This window comes from Pantoea sp. SGAir0418, assembly GCF_043529865.1.
Genome location: NZ_CP027911.1, coordinates 466,747 through 484,065 on the forward strand (window position 1 = coordinate 466,747; position 17,319 = coordinate 484,065).

The window sequence follows — 17,319 nt, forward strand, 5'->3', positions numbered from 1 at the left end:
TTTTTCAAGATGCTCAATATTAAATCGGCAATTCGGATGAAACAATGAAACAACTCGATCGGGCAGAGATTTCTGCCAGCACGCTCTATATCGTTCCTACCCCGATCGGTAACCTGGGTGATATCACGCAGCGTGCGCTGACGGTGCTTGCGAGCGTCGATCTGGTCGCTGCGGAAGATACACGTCATACCGGGCTGTTGCTACAACATTTCGCCATCAATGCGCGACTGTTCGCACTTCACGACCATAACGAACAGCAGAAGGCCGACGTGCTGTTAGCGAAGCTGCAGGAGGGCCAGAGCATTGCGCTGGTTTCCGATGCGGGCACGCCGTTAATCAACGATCCGGGCTACCATCTGGTGCGTCGCTGCCGCGAGGCCGGGGTGCGCGTGGTGCCGTTGCCCGGCGCCTGCGCGGCGATCACAGCATTAAGCGCGGCGGGATTGCCGTCCGATCGTTTCTGTTACGAAGGGTTTCTGCCGGCCAAAAGCAAAGGGCGCTGCGATGCGCTGCGTGCGCTGAGCGAGGAGCCGCGCACGCTGATTTTCTACGAATCCACCCATCGCGTGCTGGATACGCTGCAGGATATGGTCAGCGTATGGGGCGCGGCGCGCTACGTGGTGCTGGCCCGTGAGCTGACCAAAACCTGGGAGTCGCTGCACGGTGCGCCGGTCGGCGAGCTGCTGGCGTGGGTACAGGCGGATGAGAACCGCCGCAAGGGCGAGATGGTGCTGATTGTCGAAGGCCATAAAGCGGATGAAGAGACGCTGCCGGCGGAAGCGCTGCGCACGCTGGCGCTGCTGCAGGCCGAGCTGCCGCTGAAAAAGGCGGCGGCGCTGACGGCGGAAATTCATGGGGTTAAGAAAAACGCCCTGTACAAGTACGCGCTGGAGCAGCAAGAGGCGTGACAAATGCCGGCGGATCGCCTATCATCCCGCGCCGAAGCTGACCAGACAGTCGCCGCTTTGTCGTCGTCCCTTTCGGGGGAGACGGGCAGAGGGGAGGAAAGTCCGGGCTCCATAGGGCAGGGTGCCAGGTAACGCCTGGGGGGCGTAAGCCTACGACCAGTGCAACAGAGAGCAAACCGCCGATGGCCCAGTAATGGGATCAGGTAAGGGTGAAAGGGTGCGGTAAGAGCGCACCGCGCGGCTGGCAACAGTCCGTGGCACGGTAAACTCCACCCGGAGCAAGGCCAAATAGGGGTTCACATGGTACGGCCCGTACTGAACCCGGGTAGGCTGCTTGAGCCAGTGAGCGATTGCTGGCCTAGATGAATGACTGTCCACGACAGAACCCGGCTTATCGGTCAGTTTCGACTTTTTTATAAAGACGCCCGCAGGTGAAAATCTGCGGGCGTCTTGTTTTTGGGGGAGGGTGCGTGCTGCCCCTCATCCTAACCTTCTCCCGCAAGCGGGAGAAGGGACCGATTGTGCGTGGGATGAGTTGAGTATTCGGCCTCCAACACCACACTTAACTATTCCCTCTCCCCGTGGGAGAGGGTTAGGGTGAGGGCTGAAAACCGCACGTAGCCAGATAAAACAGCACAAAACCCCCATTTCTCTGCGTAAAGAAACGCAAATCCGCAAAAACATTCTTTTCCCTGTGCCAGAATAGGCGCGTGTTCAACTACTGAGGACAATTTTTCATCCACACCGGGAAAAGCAACAACGTGGATAAGTTGTAAAATTATGGATAACCATTTCGTTACACTTTACGTATTAACCTCTTCACCCACCTGCGTTTTCTCCTGCTCACTGAGCGATCGGCACTGGCGCTTCGCGCTGTAGTTTTTTCTCTCCTTATTAGCTTTTTATCTTTTTCAGCTATCACGCTGCTGTTTGCGCGTGGATGGCGTTTATTTCTCACAGGAGAGAAATCATGCTGTACTGGATTTTATTAGCGTTAGCGATTGCTGCCGAAATTACAGGCACCGTGTCAATAAAATGGGCCAGCGTCAATGGCGGCAGCGCCGGCTATATTTTTATGCTGTTGATGATCGCCCTGTCATACATCTTCCTCACCTTTGCCGTTAAACGTATTGCCCTTGGCGTGGCTTATGCCATGTGGGAAGGTGTCGGTATTCTGTTTATCACCCTGTTCAGCGTGATGCTGTTTGACGAGGCGCTGTCGGTGATGAAGGCGGCGGGTTTGATCACGCTGATCGCGGGTATCGCGCTGATCAAAGCGGGGACATTCAGCCGTAAGGAACTGCGTCATGACCACGCTTAACGTCGTGCATCTGGCCTGGCTGGCGCTGGCCATCGTGCTGGAAATTGTGGCGAACATCGCGCTGAAATACACCAACGGCTTCCGTCGTCCGCTGTATGGCGTGGTATCGCTGGTGGCTGTCCTGGCGGCATTTAGCGCCCTGTCGCAGGCAGTGAAGGGGATCGATCTCTCGGTGGCCTACGCCTTGTGGGGCGGTTTCGGTCTGGTGGCTACCGTAGCGGCAGGCTGGATCCTGTTCGGACAACGCCTGAACACCCGCGGCTGGCTGGGCGTGGCGCTGCTGCTGGCCGGGATGGTGTTGATCAAATTTGCCTGAGGCAGCGCAATACTGCCTGCCTTGCTTTCCCAATAGTGGGAGAGAAGGGCAGGCATGCGTAAGCCAGTCAGCGCTTAACCGCGGCCGTGCGGCTCATCCCAGTCAAAAGCCGGTCCCAGCGAAATAACGCCGTTCGGATTGATGGTCTTGTGGCTGCAGTAGTAGTGATGGCGGATGTGCGGCAGGTTCACCGTATCGGCAATGCCCGGCATCTGATAAATATCGCGCAGGAAGCCGTTCAGGTTACGGTAATCGCTGATGCGGTGACGATCGCACTTAAAGTGGGTCACGTAGACCGGGTCAAAGCGCACCAGCGTGGTCCACAGGCGCAGATCGGCTTCGGTGAGGCGATCGCCGGTCAGATAGCGATGCTGACCCAGAATCTGCTCCAGCCGTGCCAGCGAATGGAACAGCGCGGTTACGGCTTCATCATAAGCCGACTGTGACGTGGCAAATCCGCTTTTGTAGACGCCATTATTGACGGTGTCATAAATCCAGCCGTTGAGTTCGTCGATCTTGTCACGCAGCTCGGGCGGGTAGTAATCGCCGGCGCGAGCGCCCTGCGCGTCGAAGGCGCTGTTAAACATACGGATGATATCGGCGGATTCATTACTGACAATAGTGTGCTGCTTTTTATCCCACAGCACCGGCACGGTCACGCGCCCGCTGTAATGCGGATCGGCATGCAGATAGAGCTGATAGAGGAATTCGTTCTGATACAGCGAATCGCCGGTCGCGGCGGGGAAGTCATCGTCGAAGGTCCAGCCGTTCTCCAGCATCAGCGGGTGCACCACTGACACCGAAATCATCTCTTCTAACCCCTTCAGCTGACGCATCAGCAGGGTGCGATGCGCCCACGGGCAGGCCAGTGAAACGTATAAATGGTAACGATCGCGCTCGGCGGCAAAGCCGGCTTTCCCGGTTGGCCCGGCGCTGCCGTCTGCCGTGATCCAGTTACGCCAGACTGCTTCTGTGCGTTTGAAGCGGCCACCGGTTGACTTCGTATCGTACCAGGTGTCATGCCAGACACCGTCAATCAGTTGTCCCATAAGCCCTCCATAAAAAAAACGGGGCGAGGAAAATCCCCGCCCCTGCTATTCAGTATATGTGCTGTTGCACGGCTTGTGTGCTTAGCGTGCGGTAGCAGGCATAAAGCGCTGACGAATCAGGCGGTCAATGCTGTAGGCGCCCGGACCCACCAGACCCAGCACCAGGAAACCACCGGCGATGGACAGGTTTTTCATGAACATCAGCTGGTTAACGCCTTCCGCAAAGTTACTGTGGAACAGGAACGCGGTCAGCAGCGTGAAGCCAGCGGTGAACAGCGCGGTGAAGCGCGTCAGGAAACCGAACAGAATCGCCAGGCCGCCGCCCAGTTCCAGCAGAATCACCAGCGGCAGCAGGAAGCCGGGCACGCCCATCGCCTGCATGTACTGTGCGGTGCCCGCATAGGCGGTGATTTTGCCCCAGCCGGCAGTAATAAACAGGATGGTCATTAATACGCGTGCCAGCAGCAGGCCTGAGTCTTCGAATTTTTTCATCATTTACTCCAACAAGGTTTTTGGCGCAGGTTGTTGGCCTGCCGGTTTATTTTCCCGCTAAACCGCGTAAAACAGTTCGTCGGGCTGATGGAGGGAGATGATAGTCGCGCGCAGCAATAGTTGTAAGCGAGATAAACTGTCGATGTTATTCAGGAATTCTGAAGGAGGAAAACCGAACCTTTTCGATCCGGTTTAAGGTGAGGAAGTTAGCGTGGCGGCATCGCCGATTTGATCATGCGCCAGGTGCTCCACAGGCCGAGTCCGCGTTTGGCCCAGCGCATGATGCGGTTGGGGCTGCGGATCGACCAGATGGCCAGCGCGCTGCTGCCAATCGCCAGATAGCGGCGCAGGCTGAGAAACGTCAGCCAGCCGCGATCGTACTGCGCGGTGCTTTCCAGCCAGTCGCGGCGAGCAGCGCTGAGATCCAGCCGCTGCTGCTGTACCTGATTAAGCAATTCATGAATGCGTGCTTCTCGTTCACGCTGACTCATGAGCGATGCTCCTCGAGTAAGGTGCGATCGGTGTCCAGCTCTTTGCGCGTATGGCGCAACAGCGTGGACTGCCGGGATTTACGCAACGTCCATAAACCAAAAATCAGCGCCAGCGCGAATAGCACGCCGGTGGTGATGGCAATCGCCATCAGCCGGTACTGCGCATCCACCGCCCAGATAATCAGCACCATCAGGCTCATCAATCCGAAAGCGGTAAACAGCATGGTCAGGCCTATCATGATCAGCATCTGGATCAGATTGGCCTTTTCCTCTTCCAGCTCGGCAACGGCCAGCCGCACGCGTGTCTCGACCATGCCAACCAGCGTTGTCACCACGCGCTGACCTACATTGAAGACCCCTTTGCCTGGGCCGTGGCTCTGATTCTCGCTCATATCAACGACGTGAAATCAGGATGCCGATCAGCACGCCGACTGCTGCGCCGATACCCACGCCGTGCCACGGATTTTCACGCACGTAGACGTCCGCTTTCTCCGCCGCTTCACGCGTGGTCTGCGCGATGCGTTCGCCGGATTCGCCCAGCCGCTCGCGTGAACTCTCAATGGCACCGCGTGCTTTGTGACGCAGTTTATCCAGCTCGCTTTTCGACTTATCAGCCGAGCTGCTCAGCACTTCTTCCAGGGTGTCGGCAAGGTTTTTCAGTTCCGCACGCAGATGTTCAGATGTGGTGTCTTTAGCCATGGTGTTCTCCATTACATCATTTATTTAAGTCCGATTAATAAGGCTCGGCCTGCAGCTTTTTCAGCTCCTGGCGTGCCTCTTCCAGCTTCCGTTCGCGCTTACCGATCTTCTCCTGGTCTTTGCCTTCCTGGCGATCCTGCTGCAGTTCGTGCTCGCGCTCAGCCACTTTATGCTGCTGGGCTTCAATGCGTTCAGCGTGGGCGGATTTCAGTTTCTCGTCAGTGCAGTTGGCGCGGACTTCAGTCAGCGCGCGTTCCAGTCCGGTGACCCGGCGCTGGTTGTCGTGCTGTTTCGCCATCTCAATTTCGCGCTGAATATCCTGCTGTTTTTGCTGACACAGCGATTCCGCTGCCAGCAGTGAACCCGAGAGAGAGAAAAGAATCGCACCCAGCAGTAGTTGTTGTTTCATCAGGTTTTTACCTTCCATTGTTGACGACCTGTCGCAAACCGGACAGGAGGGGCATCCCAGCTTGTCGTCTGCTCGCGCTTACTTAAGAATAGACAGCAGACGAAAAAATTCAAAAAACACGCGGGGATAGCGAGGATTGAGGTGCCGCCGGGCGGTGAACCCGACGGCGGGGATCAGCTATAGGTGGGGCGATTAGCGTCCACCACCTGCTGTGACGCCTGCGGACCCGCCGCCACGACAAAGCCCTGTGGCAGCAGGCGGCGCAGTACTTTCTGCGCGGCCAGGCTCTGCTCTTCATTCTCAAAATGAATGACCAGCGCATCGCCTGCCGAGGTAATGCTTTTAATCCGCACGCCCTGCGCCGAAAGCTGCTGGTAGAGATAAAAGCCGTCCGGCAGATTGGTGCCGCTGTGTGCCACGCGGATCTTCACCACCGTTTCATGCTGCATCAGTTTGGGCACAATGCCGATAGCCAGCAGCGCCAGCACACCAGCGCACAGCCAGGGGAGTAAACGCCTGGGGAAATTACGCAACCCTGTCATTACTGTGACTTCCCGTTCTGACCCGCCTGACGTTTACGCCACAGCACTACCAGTGAACCCACCAGACCGATGACCAGCAGCACCAGCGGCAGCAGCATCAGGCAGAACATCAGCTCATCTTCATAGCGGCGGAAAATGGGGGTTTTCCCCAGCGCAAAGCCGAGCACGGTAAGAATCAGCACCCACAGGAAGCCGCTCATCCAGTTAAAGAACTGGAAGCGGGCATTGCTCAGGCCAGAGAGGCCGGCAATGGTCGGCAGCAGGGTACGGACAAAGGCGATAAAGCGGCCAATCAGCAGCGCAGACAAGCCGTGGCGGTGGAACAGGCTGTGGGCGCGCTGATGATACTGCGCGGGCAGATGGGAGAGCCATTTCTGCACCGTCGGCGTATTGCCAAGCCAGCGGCCCTGAATGTAACTGACCCAGCAGCCGAGGCTGGCACCGGTGGTCAGCACCAGCAGGGTCAGCGGGAAGCTCATGGTGCCTTTCGCGATCAGCACGCCGACCAGAATCAGCAGACTGTCACCAGGCAGAAACGCGGCGGGCAGCAGGCCATTTTCGAGAAACAGAATCATGAACAACACGCCATAAATCGCCCACACCAGCGTGGGGTCGGAGAGCATTTCGTAATCCTGCTGCCACAGGGCATGCAGCAATGCTTGCAAAATATCCATCAATCATTCCTGAACATCATTGTTAAACGTGCCCGTGAGGGGCTTAGGCGCAGGCGGGTTAAGTTATACATTTTAGGTATGCCACCTGAGCAGGATTTCCGGATCCATCCAGAATTGATTGTTAAATCAGCGACTTTTTATAGCCCTGTCGCAAAGGGTAAGAAAAGGGCGATAACTGTAACAAAAATCGCGGGATTCAGACAGTGTAAAGTCGCGGTCGCACAGGAGTTTTACCTTTTGACGCAGATGGTCAAAAGGAGCTTTACACGAGCTGACACTATTGCAGATTAACTGACTTTTTAGCCTGAAAATGCAGCGTTTCTGCCATCGTGGCTTCAGGGCAGGATCACCGGATTTTCTGCGAACATGTAGCGGTCGACGTTGAATTCAAAGTCATCGGCGGTGGCGTCGAACAGCATCTGTTTAGTATTTTCCAGATGCTGCCACATCGCCAGTTTGCTGGCGGCGGGATCTTTACGCATTAACGCTTTTAAAATCTGATCGTGATCGTCGCACCAGCTGGTGATATGGCGTGCGTCAATGTGCTCGTGCAACTTGAGCCAGTAAGGATTATGCAGCCGGTGCCGCCACATTTTCTCTACGATGGCGGCCAGCGCGCTGTTTTGGGTGGCCTGGGCAATGCGCACGTGAAACTCCATGTCCCATGTCGAATCGCGCGCGTGATCTTCCTGCCGGGCTTTTTCCTGAATTGCCAGCAGCGCCACGATGTCCTGTGGACGGATCTGCGTGGCGGCAAATTCGGCGACATTGCTCTCAATCAGCTGGCGCGCCTGCAGCAGTTCAAAGGGGCCATAGCTGGCAAACTCCAGCTGATCGGCGGCGCTGTCGCGCGGTTGTGGCTGGTCGCTGATCACATGAATGCCGGACCCTTTGCGCACCTCCACGTAGCCTTCCACCTCCAGCATGATGATCGCTTCCCGCACCACGGTGCGGCTCACATGGTGCGCCTCCGCAATCATCCGCTCTGCCGGTAACTTTGCCCCCACGGCATAACTGCCCGCTTCGATGCGCTGCTTAAGTTCGCTGGCGAGTTGCTGGTAGAGGCGGCGTGATTCGTTCAGGTCCATGATTATTCGGTTCTGTGAAAGACGGTAAGTTGTTATACCACTTACCCTGCGATGTCGCAAAGCGCTGAAGCTGTTATACCATCTGGCAAGTTAAGAACCTGCGCGCCTGCTCAGGTTTGATGTTTAATTGATAGAATATACATATAGTTAAGCTGGTGGGAATAAGAGGCACGCCGGCTTTCGCCGTATGGCAATGATGGATAATGTGACGCAGTTGGCAAACAAATCTCCCTTTCGCTGAAATTGGTATGATAACTTTTGCGCATTAGCTGACCGATTTCATCTTCAAGGAAGCGACATGTTGCGACTCAACCGCCGCGATTTCCCCGGCGCACGCTATAGCGAACGCGTGATCCAGTTCGGCGAAGGCAACTTTTTACGTGCCTTTATCGACTGGCAGCTCGACTGGCTCAATGAACATCAGGGCACCGATGCCGGCGTGGTGGTGGTGCGACCGCGCAACCGGATGCAGACGGAGACGCTCAATCAGCAGGATGGCCTCTACACCACGCTGCTGCGCGGCCTGAATGAAGCGGGGCAACCGCTCAGTGAAACCCGGCTGATCCGCAGCCTTAATCGTGAAATCCAGCCTTATCAGCAGTTCGATGAATTCCTGGCTCTGGCACGCGCGCCGCAGATGCGTTTTGTGTTCTCCAACACCACCGAGGCCGGCATCGCGTATGCCGAACAGGATCGGCTGGAGGATCAACCCGCGTCGTCGTTTCCCGGCAAACTGACGCAGCTTTTGTGGGCGCGTTATCAGCACTTTGCCGGTGCCGCCGATAAAGGCTGGCTGATCGTGCCGTGTGAGCTGATCGACCATAATGGCGACACGCTGCGCGCGTTAGTGCTGCGTTATTGCCAGCAGTGGCAGCTGCCAGCGGCCTTTGCGCTGTGGGTGACGCAGCACTGCGCCTTTTACAACACGCTGGTGGATCGCATTGTCAGCGGCTATCCGCCGGATGGCGCACAGATTGCAGCGCAACTGGGCTATGTCGACCGCTATCTGGTGGCCGGGGAGCGCGACTATCAGCTGGTGCTTCAGGGACCGGATACGCTGATGCACGAGCTGCAGCTGACGGCGCTGGCACCTGCCGTCAGGCGGGTGGATGACATCACGCCGTACAAAGCGCAGAAGGTGGCGATCCTCAACGGGGCGCACACTGCGCTGGTGCCGGTGGCGTTTCAGGCCGGGCTGGCGAGCGTGGGCGAGGCAATGAACGATGCGCAGCTGGCCGCTTTTGTCGACGCCCTGTTGCGCGAAGAGGTGATCCCGACGCTGGATTTGCCGCGCGCCGAGCTGCACGCCTTTGCCGATGCGGTGCAGCGCCGCTTTCGCAATCCGTTTATTCACCATGCGCTGCTGGCGATTGCGCTCAACGGCATGACCAAATTCCGTACGCGCCTGCTGCCGGCGCTGTTGCAGGCGCAGCAGCAGCGTGGCGACTGGCCGCCGCGCCTCACCTTTGCCTTTGCCGCGCTGCTGGCGTTTTATCGCGGCCAGCAGGATGACCGGCAGTGGCCGCTGCAGGATGACGCGCACTGGCTGCAGCGTTTTGCCCGGCTGTGGCCGGCGGTCCTCACCGATCAACTCACCCCGCAGCAGCTGGTGAGCGACGTACTGAGCGACGCGCAGCACTGGGGCGAAGATTTAACCCAGCGGCCCGGCCTGGTCCCGGCGGTCAGCCAGCAACTGCACAACATTCTCGTCCACGGCATGCGGACGGCCCTTAGCCAACTGAGATAACGCGATGCAACAGGCAATCAAAATACATTCACGCGACAACGTCGCCGTCGCGCTGCAGGATCTGGCGGCTGGCATCCAGGTTATCGTCGCAGAACAGCGGATTACGCTGCAGCAGGATATCGTGCGCGGCCACAAGTTTGCGCTGCAACCGCTCAACAGTGGCGAGCAGGTGATTAAGTATGGGTTGCCGATTGCCCATGCCACTCAGCCGATCGCCGTCGGCGAGCTAATTCACTCCAGCAACGCGCGCACCAATCTGAGCGATGTTGATAAGTATGAATACCAGCCGGAACACATTGCGCTGCCGGCGCAGGCGGCGGATCGTGAGGTGCAGATTTATCGTCGCGCCACGGGCGAGGTTGGCATTCGTAACGAGCTGTGGATTTTACCGACCGTCGGCTGCGTGAACGGCATCGCCCGGCAGATTGTGTCACGTTTTCTGCGGGAAAGTGACGACGCGGCCGGCATCGACGGCGTGCACCTGTTCAGTCATCCCTTCGGCTGTTCACAGCTGGGGCAGGATCACGAAAATACCCGCACCATGCTGCAAAATATGGTGCGTCATCCCAATGCCGGCGCGGTGCTGGTGATTGGACTCGGCTGCGAAAACAATCAGGTCGATATCTTTCGCGACACGCTGGGCGACTTCGACAGTCAGCGCGTGCAGTTTATGGAGTGTCAGAAACAGGATGATGAAGTGGAAGCCGGCCTGCAGCGGTTGCATGCGTTGTACAACGTGATGCGTCACGACCGCCGCCAGCCGGGCAAACTGAGCGAGCTGAAGTTTGGTCTCGAATGCGGTGGCTCGGACGGCTTTTCCGGCATCACCGCCAATCCGCTGCTCGGCTGTTTCTCTGACCAGATGATCGCCAACGGCGGCACCACGGTGCTGACCGAAGTGCCGGAGATGTTTGGTGCCGAGCGCATCCTGATGAGCCGCTGCCGTGATGCGGCGATTTTCGACAAAACGGTGGCGATGATTAACGATTTCAAGCGCTACTTTATCGATCATCAGCAGCCGATTTATGAAAATCCATCGCCGGGCAACAAGGCGGGCGGCATCACCACGCTGGAGGAGAAGTCGCTGGGCTGTACGCAAAAAGCCGGGCAGAGTCAGGTGGTGGATGTGCTGAAATACGGTGAGCGGCTGCGCACGCCGGGGCTCAATTTGCTCAGCGCGCCCGGTAACGATGCGGTCGCCACCAGCGCGCTGGCCGGAGCCGGCTGCCATATGGTGCTGTTTACCACCGGACGCGGCACGCCGTATGGCGGCTTTGTGCCCACCGTGAAAATCGCCACCAACACGCCGCTGGCGGAGAAAAAGCCGCACTGGATTGATTTCAATGCCGGACGGCTGCTGGAGGGCACCAGCATGGAGGCGCTGCTGGCGGAGTTTGTTGAGACTATTGTGGCGATTGCGAACGGCCAGCCGGCGCGCAATGAAGATAATGATTTCCGCGAGCTGGCGATCTTCAAGAGTGGCGTGACGCTTTAAAGCGGCAGCGGTTAAAGCGCGGCACCGGTGGGTGCCGCGACGCGGGTTAACCGGCGGTACGCGGCTGACGTTCCGCTTCTGCCTGACATACGGCGGCGGTAAACAGAATGTCGGTCGAGGAGTTGAGTGCGGTTTCGGCGGAATCCTGCAGTACGCCGATGATAAAACCGACCGCAACCACCTGCATCGCCAGATCGTTAGGAATGCCAAACATGTTGCAGGCAACCGGAATCAGCAGCAGCGAACCGCCCGCCACGCCGGATGCGCCACAGGCACACAGCGAGGCGACAAGGCTGAGCAGAATAGCGGTGGGGACGTCCACGGCAATGCCCAGCGTGTGCACCGCGGCCAGCGTCAGTACGGTAATGGTGATTGATGCGCCCGCCATGCTGATGGTCGCGCCCAGCGGAATCGATACCGAATAAGTGTCTTCATCCAGATTCAGGCGTTTGGCCAGCGCCATGTTGACCGGAATATTCGCGGCCGAGCTGCGGGTAAAGAACGCCGTTACGCCGCTTTCGCGCAGGCAGGTAAACACCAGCGGATAAGGATTGCGGCGGATTTTCTGAAACACCAGCATCGGGTTGACCACCAGCGCCATAATCAGCATGCAGCCAATCAGCAGCGTCAGCAGGTGGGCATATTGCCACAGCGCGCCGAAGCCGGTTGAGGCCAGAATCGATGCCACCAGGCCAAAAATGCCCAGCGGCGCGCAGCGAATCACACAGCGCACCACCCAGGTCGCGGCATTCGACGCGTCATTCAGAAAGGCTTTGCTGCTCGGGCTGGCATGACGAAACGCCAGGCCAAGACCAACCGCCCACACCAGAATGCCAATGTAGTTGGCGTTCATCAGCGCTTCAATCGGATTGGCGACCATGCTCATCAGCAGGCCGTGCAGCACTTCGGTGATGCCGGACGGCGGGGTGATTTCGGTCGCGCCGACGTCCATCGACAGCGTCTGCGGGAACAGATGGCTGAAAATCACCGCGACCACCGCCGCGAAGAAGGTACTGAGCAGGTACAGCATAATGATCGGGCGAATATTGGTTTTTTGCCCCTGCTGATGGTTGGCAATCGAGGAGATCACCAGCACCAGTACCAGCAGCGGTGCCACGGCTTTCAGCGCGCGCACGAACAGTTCACCCAGCAGGCCCACGGCCAGCGCGGCATCGCGTGAAAGCCACGCCAGCGCCACGCCGGCAATCAGGCCGATCATGATTTGTTTTACCAGGCTTCCTGAGAACAGCGCACCCAGCGGTCGAAGAAGATTATTTAGCATATTACGGTCTTTTTATCGCGGTATGAGTGTTGTGCGCGGTTGCTCCGCGCCAAACGGTTTGCCCGGCGGAGTATAAGGAAAAGAGCTGACGAGAAAAGAGATAATTCTGCCGGTGCGCGCCAGATCGGTTTTTTGATCTGCTGATGACGGGAAGTGTGACAGAGATATGAAACGCGAAGGTTGGCACTGGCGAAACAAAGCAGGGGCGATTAGCGCCCCTGCAGAAGATTATCGTGAGATGCCTTTCTGGTCGTTTCTGTGGTTTACCCAGGCATTGATCAGCAGCGTACCGCCGAGAATCACGCCGACCACCGTCAGCGAGATCGCCACCGGAATGTGGTAGAACTCGACGATCAGCATCTTGATACCGATAAACACCAGCACGATCGCCAGACCGTACTTCAGCATCGAGAAGCGCTCTGCCACGTTGGCCAGCAGGAAGTACATAGCGCGCAGGCCAAGGATGGCGAACAGGTTAGAGGTCAGCACGATGAACGGGTCGGTAGTGACGGCAAAAATAGCCGGAATACTGTCGACAGCGAAAATAACATCGCTCAGCTCCACCATAATTAGCACCAGCAGCAGCGGTGTGGCAAACAGCACGCCGTTTTTGCGGGTGAAGAACTTTTCGCCGTGCAGTTCATCGGTCATGCGCAGATGCTTACGCAGCCAGCGCACCACCGGCTTATCGCCGACGGCAGCGTCATCGCCCTCTTTAGCGAAGGCCATTTTGATGCCGGTAAACAGCAGGAAAGCGCCGAAGATGTAGAGGATCCAGCTGAACTGTGTGACCAGCCAGCTGCCGGCAAAGATCATGATGGTACGCAGCACAATCGCGCCCAGCACGCCGTAAATCAGCACACGGCGCTGAAGATTAGACGGAATGGCGAAGTAGCTGAACAGCATCAGCCAGACGAAGACGTTATCGACCGCCAGCGCTTTTTCCAGTACGTAACCCGTCAGGAAAGCCAGGGTTTGCGCCGTCGCGACTTCGCGCCCGGCGCTGCCGTCGAGATACCACCAGAACGCGGCGGCAAACAGCAGAGAAACGGAGATCCACACCAGCGACCAGACGGCAGCCTGTTTGAATGACATGGTTTGTGCGCCGCGTCGTCCCTGTAAGAAGAGATCGATCGCCAGCATGATGAGCACGACGACAGCGAAGCTGCCCCAGAGTAACGGTGTGCCTACAGAGTGCATAGTCGTATCCTGTCCTGAAAATGAAAAAACGGCTGAGTCAGAAGACGTCAGCCGCTTTATAGAGCTGCAAGCAAACCTCGCCTTCCGGCAAGGTCTCACTTACAACACAGAATCAATTCCGGGTTGCCTGACGACCGGATGCGCTACGCATCGTAATGACGATCGGTCAGCTTACAAGTTACTCCCCTTTGCTGCGGCCAACATACGTGCAAGCGCGAGCAGATTCAATGGGGGAGCTGTAATATTTTGCAATATTTACACTTCTTTCCGATCCGCCGGAAACACCACGCCGGTCTGGCGACGAATCTCTGTCAGCAACCGGGCGGTAATGCGTGACACCTCCAGCGCAGGGTGCTCCACCTGGCGCGTTTCCACCAGCCGGGCGAAGGTCTCTGCTTCATACAGCATAGTATTGATGTGCTGTGGCTGCGTCAGGTTCTGGCTCTCGCCGCCGCGCGGAATCAGGCGCAGCTGCTGGCACTCAGAAATTTTTTCTATCACCAGCGAGCCGGCTTCGCCCTGGATTTCGCTGGGAATCAGGGAATCACTGACTTTCGAGTGCAGCAGCGTGACGTCGAAATCGCCGTAGTCCAGCACTACCACGCCGTGCGCATCGACGCCGCTTGCCAGCAGCGAGGCCTCAGCTTTCGCCTGCTGCGGCGCGCCCCACAGAGTAACGGCAGCGGCGAGACAGTAGTAGCCAATGTCCATGATCGAACCGTTGGACCAGCGCGGGTTGAAGGTATTCGGGTTCTCACCGTCGAGATAGCGCTGATAGCGTGACGAGTACTGACAGTAGTTGAACAGCGCTTTGCGCAGTGTGCCCAGCTGCGGCAGCGCCTGTTGCAGGCGCAGGAACGTCGGCAGACTGGCGGTTTTGAACGCCTCAAACAGCACCACCTGATGCTGACGCGCACAGCCAATCATCGCCTCAGCTTCACGCAGGTTAGAGGCCAGCGGTTTTTCGCAGATGACGTGTTTGCCGTGCGACATGAACAGCAGCGCCTGCTCACAGTGCAGCGCATTGGGGCTGGCGATATACACCGCGTCGATTTCCGCACTTGCCGCCAGCGCCTCCAGTGAGGTAAAGGTCAGCGGACAGGGATAATCCGCGACAAAGGCGTCGGCCTGCTGCTGGCTGCGTGAATAGACGGCGCTCAGTTTCATTTTGCCGCTCTCATGCGCGGCGTCGATAAACTGGCGGGTGATCCAGTTGGTTCCCACAATGGCAAAACGTATCACGGCTGGCTCTCCTGCACTCTGAAAGCGGCAGAGTAGCATGTTCCCTGGCGGCGCAGGCAGGCGAAATTTGATCCTGCGATCCGCATTCCAATATGATGATGCCAAACCCTTTTTTAACCGACATGCGGGGACGCCGGGTGAGCGGAAGCAAACACGCACTGAACTGGACCACACTGCTGATCGCCATTCCGGTGGGCCTGGTGGCCTCACTGGTCACGCTGGCGTTTCGCGGCATCATCGATCTCATCAATCATTTGCTGTTTCACAGCGACAGCGAAATCACGGTCGCGATGCACGTCTGGCCGTGGATCTTCTGGCCGCTGCTGGTGGGTGCGGGCGGGCTGCTGGCCGGCTGGTTCCTGCGCTACGCGGTGGCGATTGAGCAGCAGGAGACGGTGAAAACCGATTACCTTGAAGTAATTAACGCGCGGCTGGATGCGGTGCCCACCAAAACCTCGCTGTTTCGCGCGCTGTCGTCGATTGCCAGTATCGGCAGCGGGGCGTCGATTGGTAAAGAGGGGCCGATGGTGCAGCTGTCGGCGCTGAGCGGCAGCCTGCTGGGGCGCTGGCTGCCAGCGTCCCTCAATATGCGCAACAGCGACATCGTCGCGATGGCGGCCGCCGCCGGTCTGTCGTCGGTGTATCACGCCCCGCTGGCGTCGGCGATTTTTGTCGCGGAAATTGCGTTTGGTATCTCTGCGCTACAGCGGCTGATTCCGCTGATTATTGCCTCGGCAGTGGCGGTGATGACCATGTGGTCACTGGGCTTTCGCAGCGCGCTCTATCCGCTCTCCGACACGCTGTTTCAAATGGATCTCACCAGCCTGCTGATGACGGTAATCATTGGTTTTGCTGCGGGCGTGGCGGGCTGGCTGTTAATCAAGCTGATTGCACGCAGCAAAGCGTTGTTCAGCCGCGTGCGCTCGCTGCCGCTCAGGCTGGGCGCGGGCGGCTTTGCGGTTGGCTTACTGGCGCTGATCTCCACCGATATCCTTGGTAACGGCTATGAAGTGATCGTGAAAATCATTGAAGGAAATTATCTGCTGGCCGGTTTGCTCGGCCTGCTGGTGCTGAAAATGCTGGCGACCACGCTCTCGGTCGGCTCCAACGCGGTAGGCGGCCTGTTCACGCCCTCATTATTGATTGGTGCGCTGCTCGGCGTGGCGCTGGCGCAGACTGGCGTGCTGCTGCATCTGCCGGTGGGCAATACGCTGCTGTATGCGGCGGTGGGTATGGCGGCGGTGCTGGCGGCGGTCAGTCAGGCGCCGCTGATGGCGATGCTGATGGTGCTGGAGATGACGCTCAACAGTAGCCTGCTGTTCCCACTGATGATCGCTTCGGTACTGGCGTCAATGCTGGTCTACCGGCTGCAGTCCGCCAGCACCTATCCGGTGGTAAGCCATCACCTTAATCGTTCAGAAGCGAAATATGATTTTGATAATATGCGGGTTGATCAGCTGATCATCCCCGGCGCGGCGCTGCAGCCGGCGGAATCGGTCGGGCAGGCGCTGGCGGTGAGTTCGCTCAAGCGCGAGCGCTACGTCTACGTCATTAATCAGGCCGGTCAGTTTCTTGGTGTGGTATCAATTCATGACATTTCGCGCAAAGTGCTGGCACAGGAGATCACGCTGGATTCGCCGGTCAGCAGCGTGATGGATGATAATTTCCCCTGCATTTACCAGCACCAGAGCATGCGTGAAGGCTGGGAGGCGTTTGCGCGCGTGACGCTGGAGCGTTTACCGGTGCTGAATAATGCGCAGGAGCGTCGCTTCCTCGGCGCATTGACCAAAACCAGTCTGATTCAGAAAGCGCAGGAGTTTCTTTAGGCCGCGTTGCCGCGCAGCGCCTGTTCGGTCATCCACAGGCGCGCGTCGAACTCCAGCTGGTGGTAGTCCGGTTCCATGTGGCAGCACAGCTGATAAAAGGCTTTGCTGTGATCTTTCTCTTTCAGGTGCGCCAGTTCGTGCACCACGATCATGCGCAGAAAGGGTTCCGGCGCGAGGCGGAAAAAGGTCGAGATGCGAATTTCGGCCTTGGCTTTCAGGTTACCGCCCTGCACGCGGGAAATGGCGGTGTGCAGGCCAAGAGCATGCTTCATCACTTTGATTTTATTATCCCAGATGACCTTGCTCACCGGCGGCGCGCTGCGCATATAGCGGTTTTTCAGCGCCTGCGTGTAGTCATAAAGCGCGCGGTCGCTGACGACGTCGTGCGTATCGGGATAGCGCTGCTGCAAAAAGGCGGCTAATCGCTGATTATCAATCAGCACTTGCACCTGTTCGAGGATGTTTTCAGGGTAACCCTGCAGATAGATTAATGACATTGGGATTCCCGACGAAAGACAGTATACTGCGCCCCCTTTTC

General features: G+C 57.8%; 19 protein-coding genes and 1 other RNA gene. 7 read left to right on the top strand and 13 right to left on the bottom strand.

Translation table 11 applies throughout. The annotated features are described in order from the left end of the window. The first annotated feature begins 44 nt into the window (after positions 1 to 44). From rsmI to mdtI, 4 genes are all read left to right on the top strand, one after another. A complete protein-coding gene (rsmI, locus tag C1N84_RS02205; protein WP_264441932.1) occupies positions 45 to 908 on the top strand; it encodes a 16S rRNA (cytidine(1402)-2'-O)-methyltransferase in 864 nt (287 codons plus the stop codon). Between the two features lie 33 nt (positions 909 to 941). Further along, an RNA gene (gene rnpB / locus C1N84_RS02210) (RNase P RNA component class A) lies at positions 942 to 1,318 on the top strand. Between the two features lie 560 nt (positions 1,319 to 1,878). Continuing rightward, a complete protein-coding gene (gene mdtJ, locus C1N84_RS02215) occupies positions 1,879 to 2,229 on the top strand; it encodes a multidrug/spermidine efflux SMR transporter subunit MdtJ (RefSeq protein WP_394541705.1) in 351 nt (116 codons plus the stop codon). Then, complete coding sequence (mdtI, locus tag C1N84_RS02220; protein ID WP_264441933.1) at positions 2,216 to 2,545, top strand: multidrug/spermidine efflux SMR transporter subunit MdtI; 330 nt, start codon at positions 2,216 to 2,218, stop codon at positions 2,543 to 2,545. Before mdtJ ends, mdtI begins: the two co-directional genes overlap by 14 nt. A gap of 74 nt (positions 2,546 to 2,619) precedes the next feature. Here mdtI and C1N84_RS02225 read toward each other — a convergent pair whose 3' ends face one another. From C1N84_RS02225 to exuR, 9 genes are all read right to left on the bottom strand, one after another. After that, positions 2,620 to 3,594: a glutathione S-transferase family protein gene (locus C1N84_RS02225; RefSeq protein ID WP_264441934.1), complete on the bottom strand. Its 975-nt coding sequence runs from the start codon at positions 3,592 to 3,594 to the stop codon at positions 2,620 to 2,622. A gap of 81 nt (positions 3,595 to 3,675) precedes the next feature. Next, positions 3,676 to 4,086 carry a DoxX family protein gene (locus C1N84_RS02230; RefSeq protein WP_010618799.1) on the bottom strand — a complete coding sequence of 137 codons (411 nt, stop codon included), beginning with the start codon at positions 4,084 to 4,086 and terminating at the stop codon, positions 3,676 to 3,678. A 206-nt stretch (positions 4,087 to 4,292) separates the two neighbouring features. Further along, positions 4,293 to 4,577 (bottom strand): YqjK-like family protein, encoded by a 285-nt coding sequence (locus tag C1N84_RS02235; RefSeq protein WP_010618800.1) that lies wholly within the window; start codon positions 4,575 to 4,577, stop codon positions 4,293 to 4,295. Beyond that, positions 4,574 to 4,969, bottom strand: coding sequence for a phage holin family protein (locus C1N84_RS02240; RefSeq protein ID WP_021312955.1), 396 nt, complete (start codon positions 4,967 to 4,969; stop codon positions 4,574 to 4,576). The genes C1N84_RS02235 and C1N84_RS02240 overlap by 4 nt, the downstream gene beginning before the upstream one ends. A 1-nt stretch (position 4,970) precedes the next feature. Continuing rightward, positions 4,971 to 5,276 (bottom strand): DUF883 family protein, encoded by a 306-nt coding sequence (locus tag C1N84_RS02245; protein ID WP_021509708.1) that lies wholly within the window; start codon positions 5,274 to 5,276, stop codon positions 4,971 to 4,973. A 34-nt stretch (positions 5,277 to 5,310) separates the two neighbouring features. After that, the gene (locus C1N84_RS02250; RefSeq protein ID WP_031280146.1) at positions 5,311 to 5,685 is read right to left on the bottom strand and encodes a DUF1090 domain-containing protein; all 375 of its coding nucleotides are present in this window, start codon (positions 5,683 to 5,685) and stop codon (positions 5,311 to 5,313) included. Between the two features lie 173 nt (positions 5,686 to 5,858). Continuing rightward, the gene (gene mzrA / locus C1N84_RS02255) at positions 5,859 to 6,227 is read right to left on the bottom strand and encodes an EnvZ/OmpR regulon moderator MzrA (protein WP_031280145.1); all 369 of its coding nucleotides are present in this window, start codon (positions 6,225 to 6,227) and stop codon (positions 5,859 to 5,861) included. Further along, positions 6,227 to 6,901, bottom strand: coding sequence for a DedA family protein (locus C1N84_RS02260; RefSeq protein ID WP_021509705.1), 675 nt, complete (start codon positions 6,899 to 6,901; stop codon positions 6,227 to 6,229). Before C1N84_RS02260 ends, mzrA begins: the two co-directional genes overlap by 1 nt. 335 nt (positions 6,902 to 7,236) lie before the next feature. Beyond that, a complete protein-coding gene (gene exuR / locus C1N84_RS02265; protein ID WP_058776394.1) occupies positions 7,237 to 7,989 on the bottom strand; it encodes a transcriptional regulator ExuR in 753 nt (250 codons plus the stop codon). 298 nt (positions 7,990 to 8,287) lie between these two features. Between exuR and C1N84_RS02270 the strand changes: the two genes are divergently transcribed. Continuing rightward, positions 8,288 to 9,736 (top strand): tagaturonate reductase, encoded by a 1,449-nt coding sequence (locus C1N84_RS02270; RefSeq protein ID WP_264441935.1) that lies wholly within the window; start codon positions 8,288 to 8,290, stop codon positions 9,734 to 9,736. A 4-nt stretch (positions 9,737 to 9,740) separates the two neighbouring features. Then, the gene (locus C1N84_RS02275) at positions 9,741 to 11,231 is read left to right on the top strand and encodes a UxaA family hydrolase (protein WP_264441936.1); all 1,491 of its coding nucleotides are present in this window, start codon (positions 9,741 to 9,743) and stop codon (positions 11,229 to 11,231) included. Between the two features lie 46 nt (positions 11,232 to 11,277). On the opposite strand, the gene sstT is transcribed toward C1N84_RS02275, so the two are convergent. The 3 genes from sstT to C1N84_RS02290 all read right to left on the bottom strand — a co-directional run bounded on the left by sstT (position 11,278) and on the right by C1N84_RS02290 (position 14,955). Next, entirely contained in the window at positions 11,278 to 12,513 is a 1,236-nt protein-coding gene (gene sstT / locus C1N84_RS02280) for a serine/threonine transporter SstT (RefSeq protein WP_346303596.1), read from the bottom strand. Between the two features lie 228 nt (positions 12,514 to 12,741). Then, positions 12,742 to 13,713, bottom strand: a complete 972-nt coding sequence (locus tag C1N84_RS02285; RefSeq protein ID WP_021509700.1) for a TerC family protein — start codon at positions 13,711 to 13,713, stop codon at positions 12,742 to 12,744. A gap of 255 nt (positions 13,714 to 13,968) precedes the next feature. After that, on the bottom strand, positions 13,969 to 14,955 hold the full coding sequence (locus tag C1N84_RS02290; protein ID WP_136546458.1) for a Gfo/Idh/MocA family protein: 987 nt from the start codon (positions 14,953 to 14,955) through the stop codon (positions 13,969 to 13,971). A gap of 137 nt (positions 14,956 to 15,092) precedes the next feature. On the opposite strand from C1N84_RS02290, the gene C1N84_RS02295 reads away from it, so the two are divergent. After that, on the top strand, positions 15,093 to 16,781 hold the full coding sequence (locus C1N84_RS02295; RefSeq protein ID WP_059009867.1) for a chloride channel protein: 1,689 nt from the start codon (positions 15,093 to 15,095) through the stop codon (positions 16,779 to 16,781). Here the strand turns inward: C1N84_RS02295 and C1N84_RS02300 are convergent. Next, on the bottom strand, positions 16,778 to 17,278 hold the full coding sequence (locus C1N84_RS02300; RefSeq protein WP_021509697.1) for a M48 family metallopeptidase: 501 nt from the start codon (positions 17,276 to 17,278) through the stop codon (positions 16,778 to 16,780). The genes C1N84_RS02295 and C1N84_RS02300 overlap by 4 nt on opposite strands. Positions 17,279 to 17,319: the final 41 nt, after the last annotated feature.

Coding starts and splice junctions, on each gene's coding strand:
- rsmI (WP_264441932.1), top strand. CDS start 45: ATGAAACAACTCGATCGGGCAGAGATTTCTGCCAGCACGCTCTATATC.
- mdtJ (WP_394541705.1), top strand. CDS start 1,879: ATGCTGTACTGGATTTTATTAGCGTTAGCGATTGCTGCCGAAATTACA.
- mdtI (WP_264441933.1), top strand. CDS start 2,216: ATGACCACGCTTAACGTCGTGCATCTGGCCTGGCTGGCGCTGGCCATC.
- C1N84_RS02225 (WP_264441934.1), bottom strand. CDS start 3,594: ATGGGACAACTGATTGACGGTGTCTGGCATGACACCTGGTACGATACG.
- C1N84_RS02230 (WP_010618799.1), bottom strand. CDS start 4,086: ATGAAAAAATTCGAAGACTCAGGCCTGCTGCTGGCACGCGTATTAATG.
- C1N84_RS02235 (WP_010618800.1), bottom strand. CDS start 4,577: ATGAGTCAGCGTGAACGAGAAGCACGCATTCATGAATTGCTTAATCAG.
- C1N84_RS02240 (WP_021312955.1), bottom strand. CDS start 4,969: ATGAGCGAGAATCAGAGCCACGGCCCAGGCAAAGGGGTCTTCAATGTA.
- C1N84_RS02245 (WP_021509708.1), bottom strand. CDS start 5,276: ATGGCTAAAGACACCACATCTGAACATCTGCGTGCGGAACTGAAAAAC.
- C1N84_RS02250 (WP_031280146.1), bottom strand. CDS start 5,685: ATGAAACAACAACTACTGCTGGGTGCGATTCTTTTCTCTCTCTCGGGT.
- mzrA (WP_031280145.1), bottom strand. CDS start 6,227: ATGACAGGGTTGCGTAATTTCCCCAGGCGTTTACTCCCCTGGCTGTGC.
- C1N84_RS02260 (WP_021509705.1), bottom strand. CDS start 6,901: ATGGATATTTTGCAAGCATTGCTGCATGCCCTGTGGCAGCAGGATTAC.
- exuR (WP_058776394.1), bottom strand. CDS start 7,989: ATGGACCTGAACGAATCACGCCGCCTCTACCAGCAACTCGCCAGCGAA.
- C1N84_RS02270 (WP_264441935.1), top strand. CDS start 8,288: ATGTTGCGACTCAACCGCCGCGATTTCCCCGGCGCACGCTATAGCGAA.
- C1N84_RS02275 (WP_264441936.1), top strand. CDS start 9,741: ATGCAACAGGCAATCAAAATACATTCACGCGACAACGTCGCCGTCGCG.
- sstT (WP_346303596.1), bottom strand. CDS start 12,513: ATGCTAAATAATCTTCTTCGACCGCTGGGTGCGCTGTTCTCAGGAAGC.
- C1N84_RS02285 (WP_021509700.1), bottom strand. CDS start 13,713: ATGCACTCTGTAGGCACACCGTTACTCTGGGGCAGCTTCGCTGTCGTC.
- C1N84_RS02300 (WP_021509697.1), bottom strand. CDS start 17,278: ATGTCATTAATCTATCTGCAGGGTTACCCTGAAAACATCCTCGAACAG.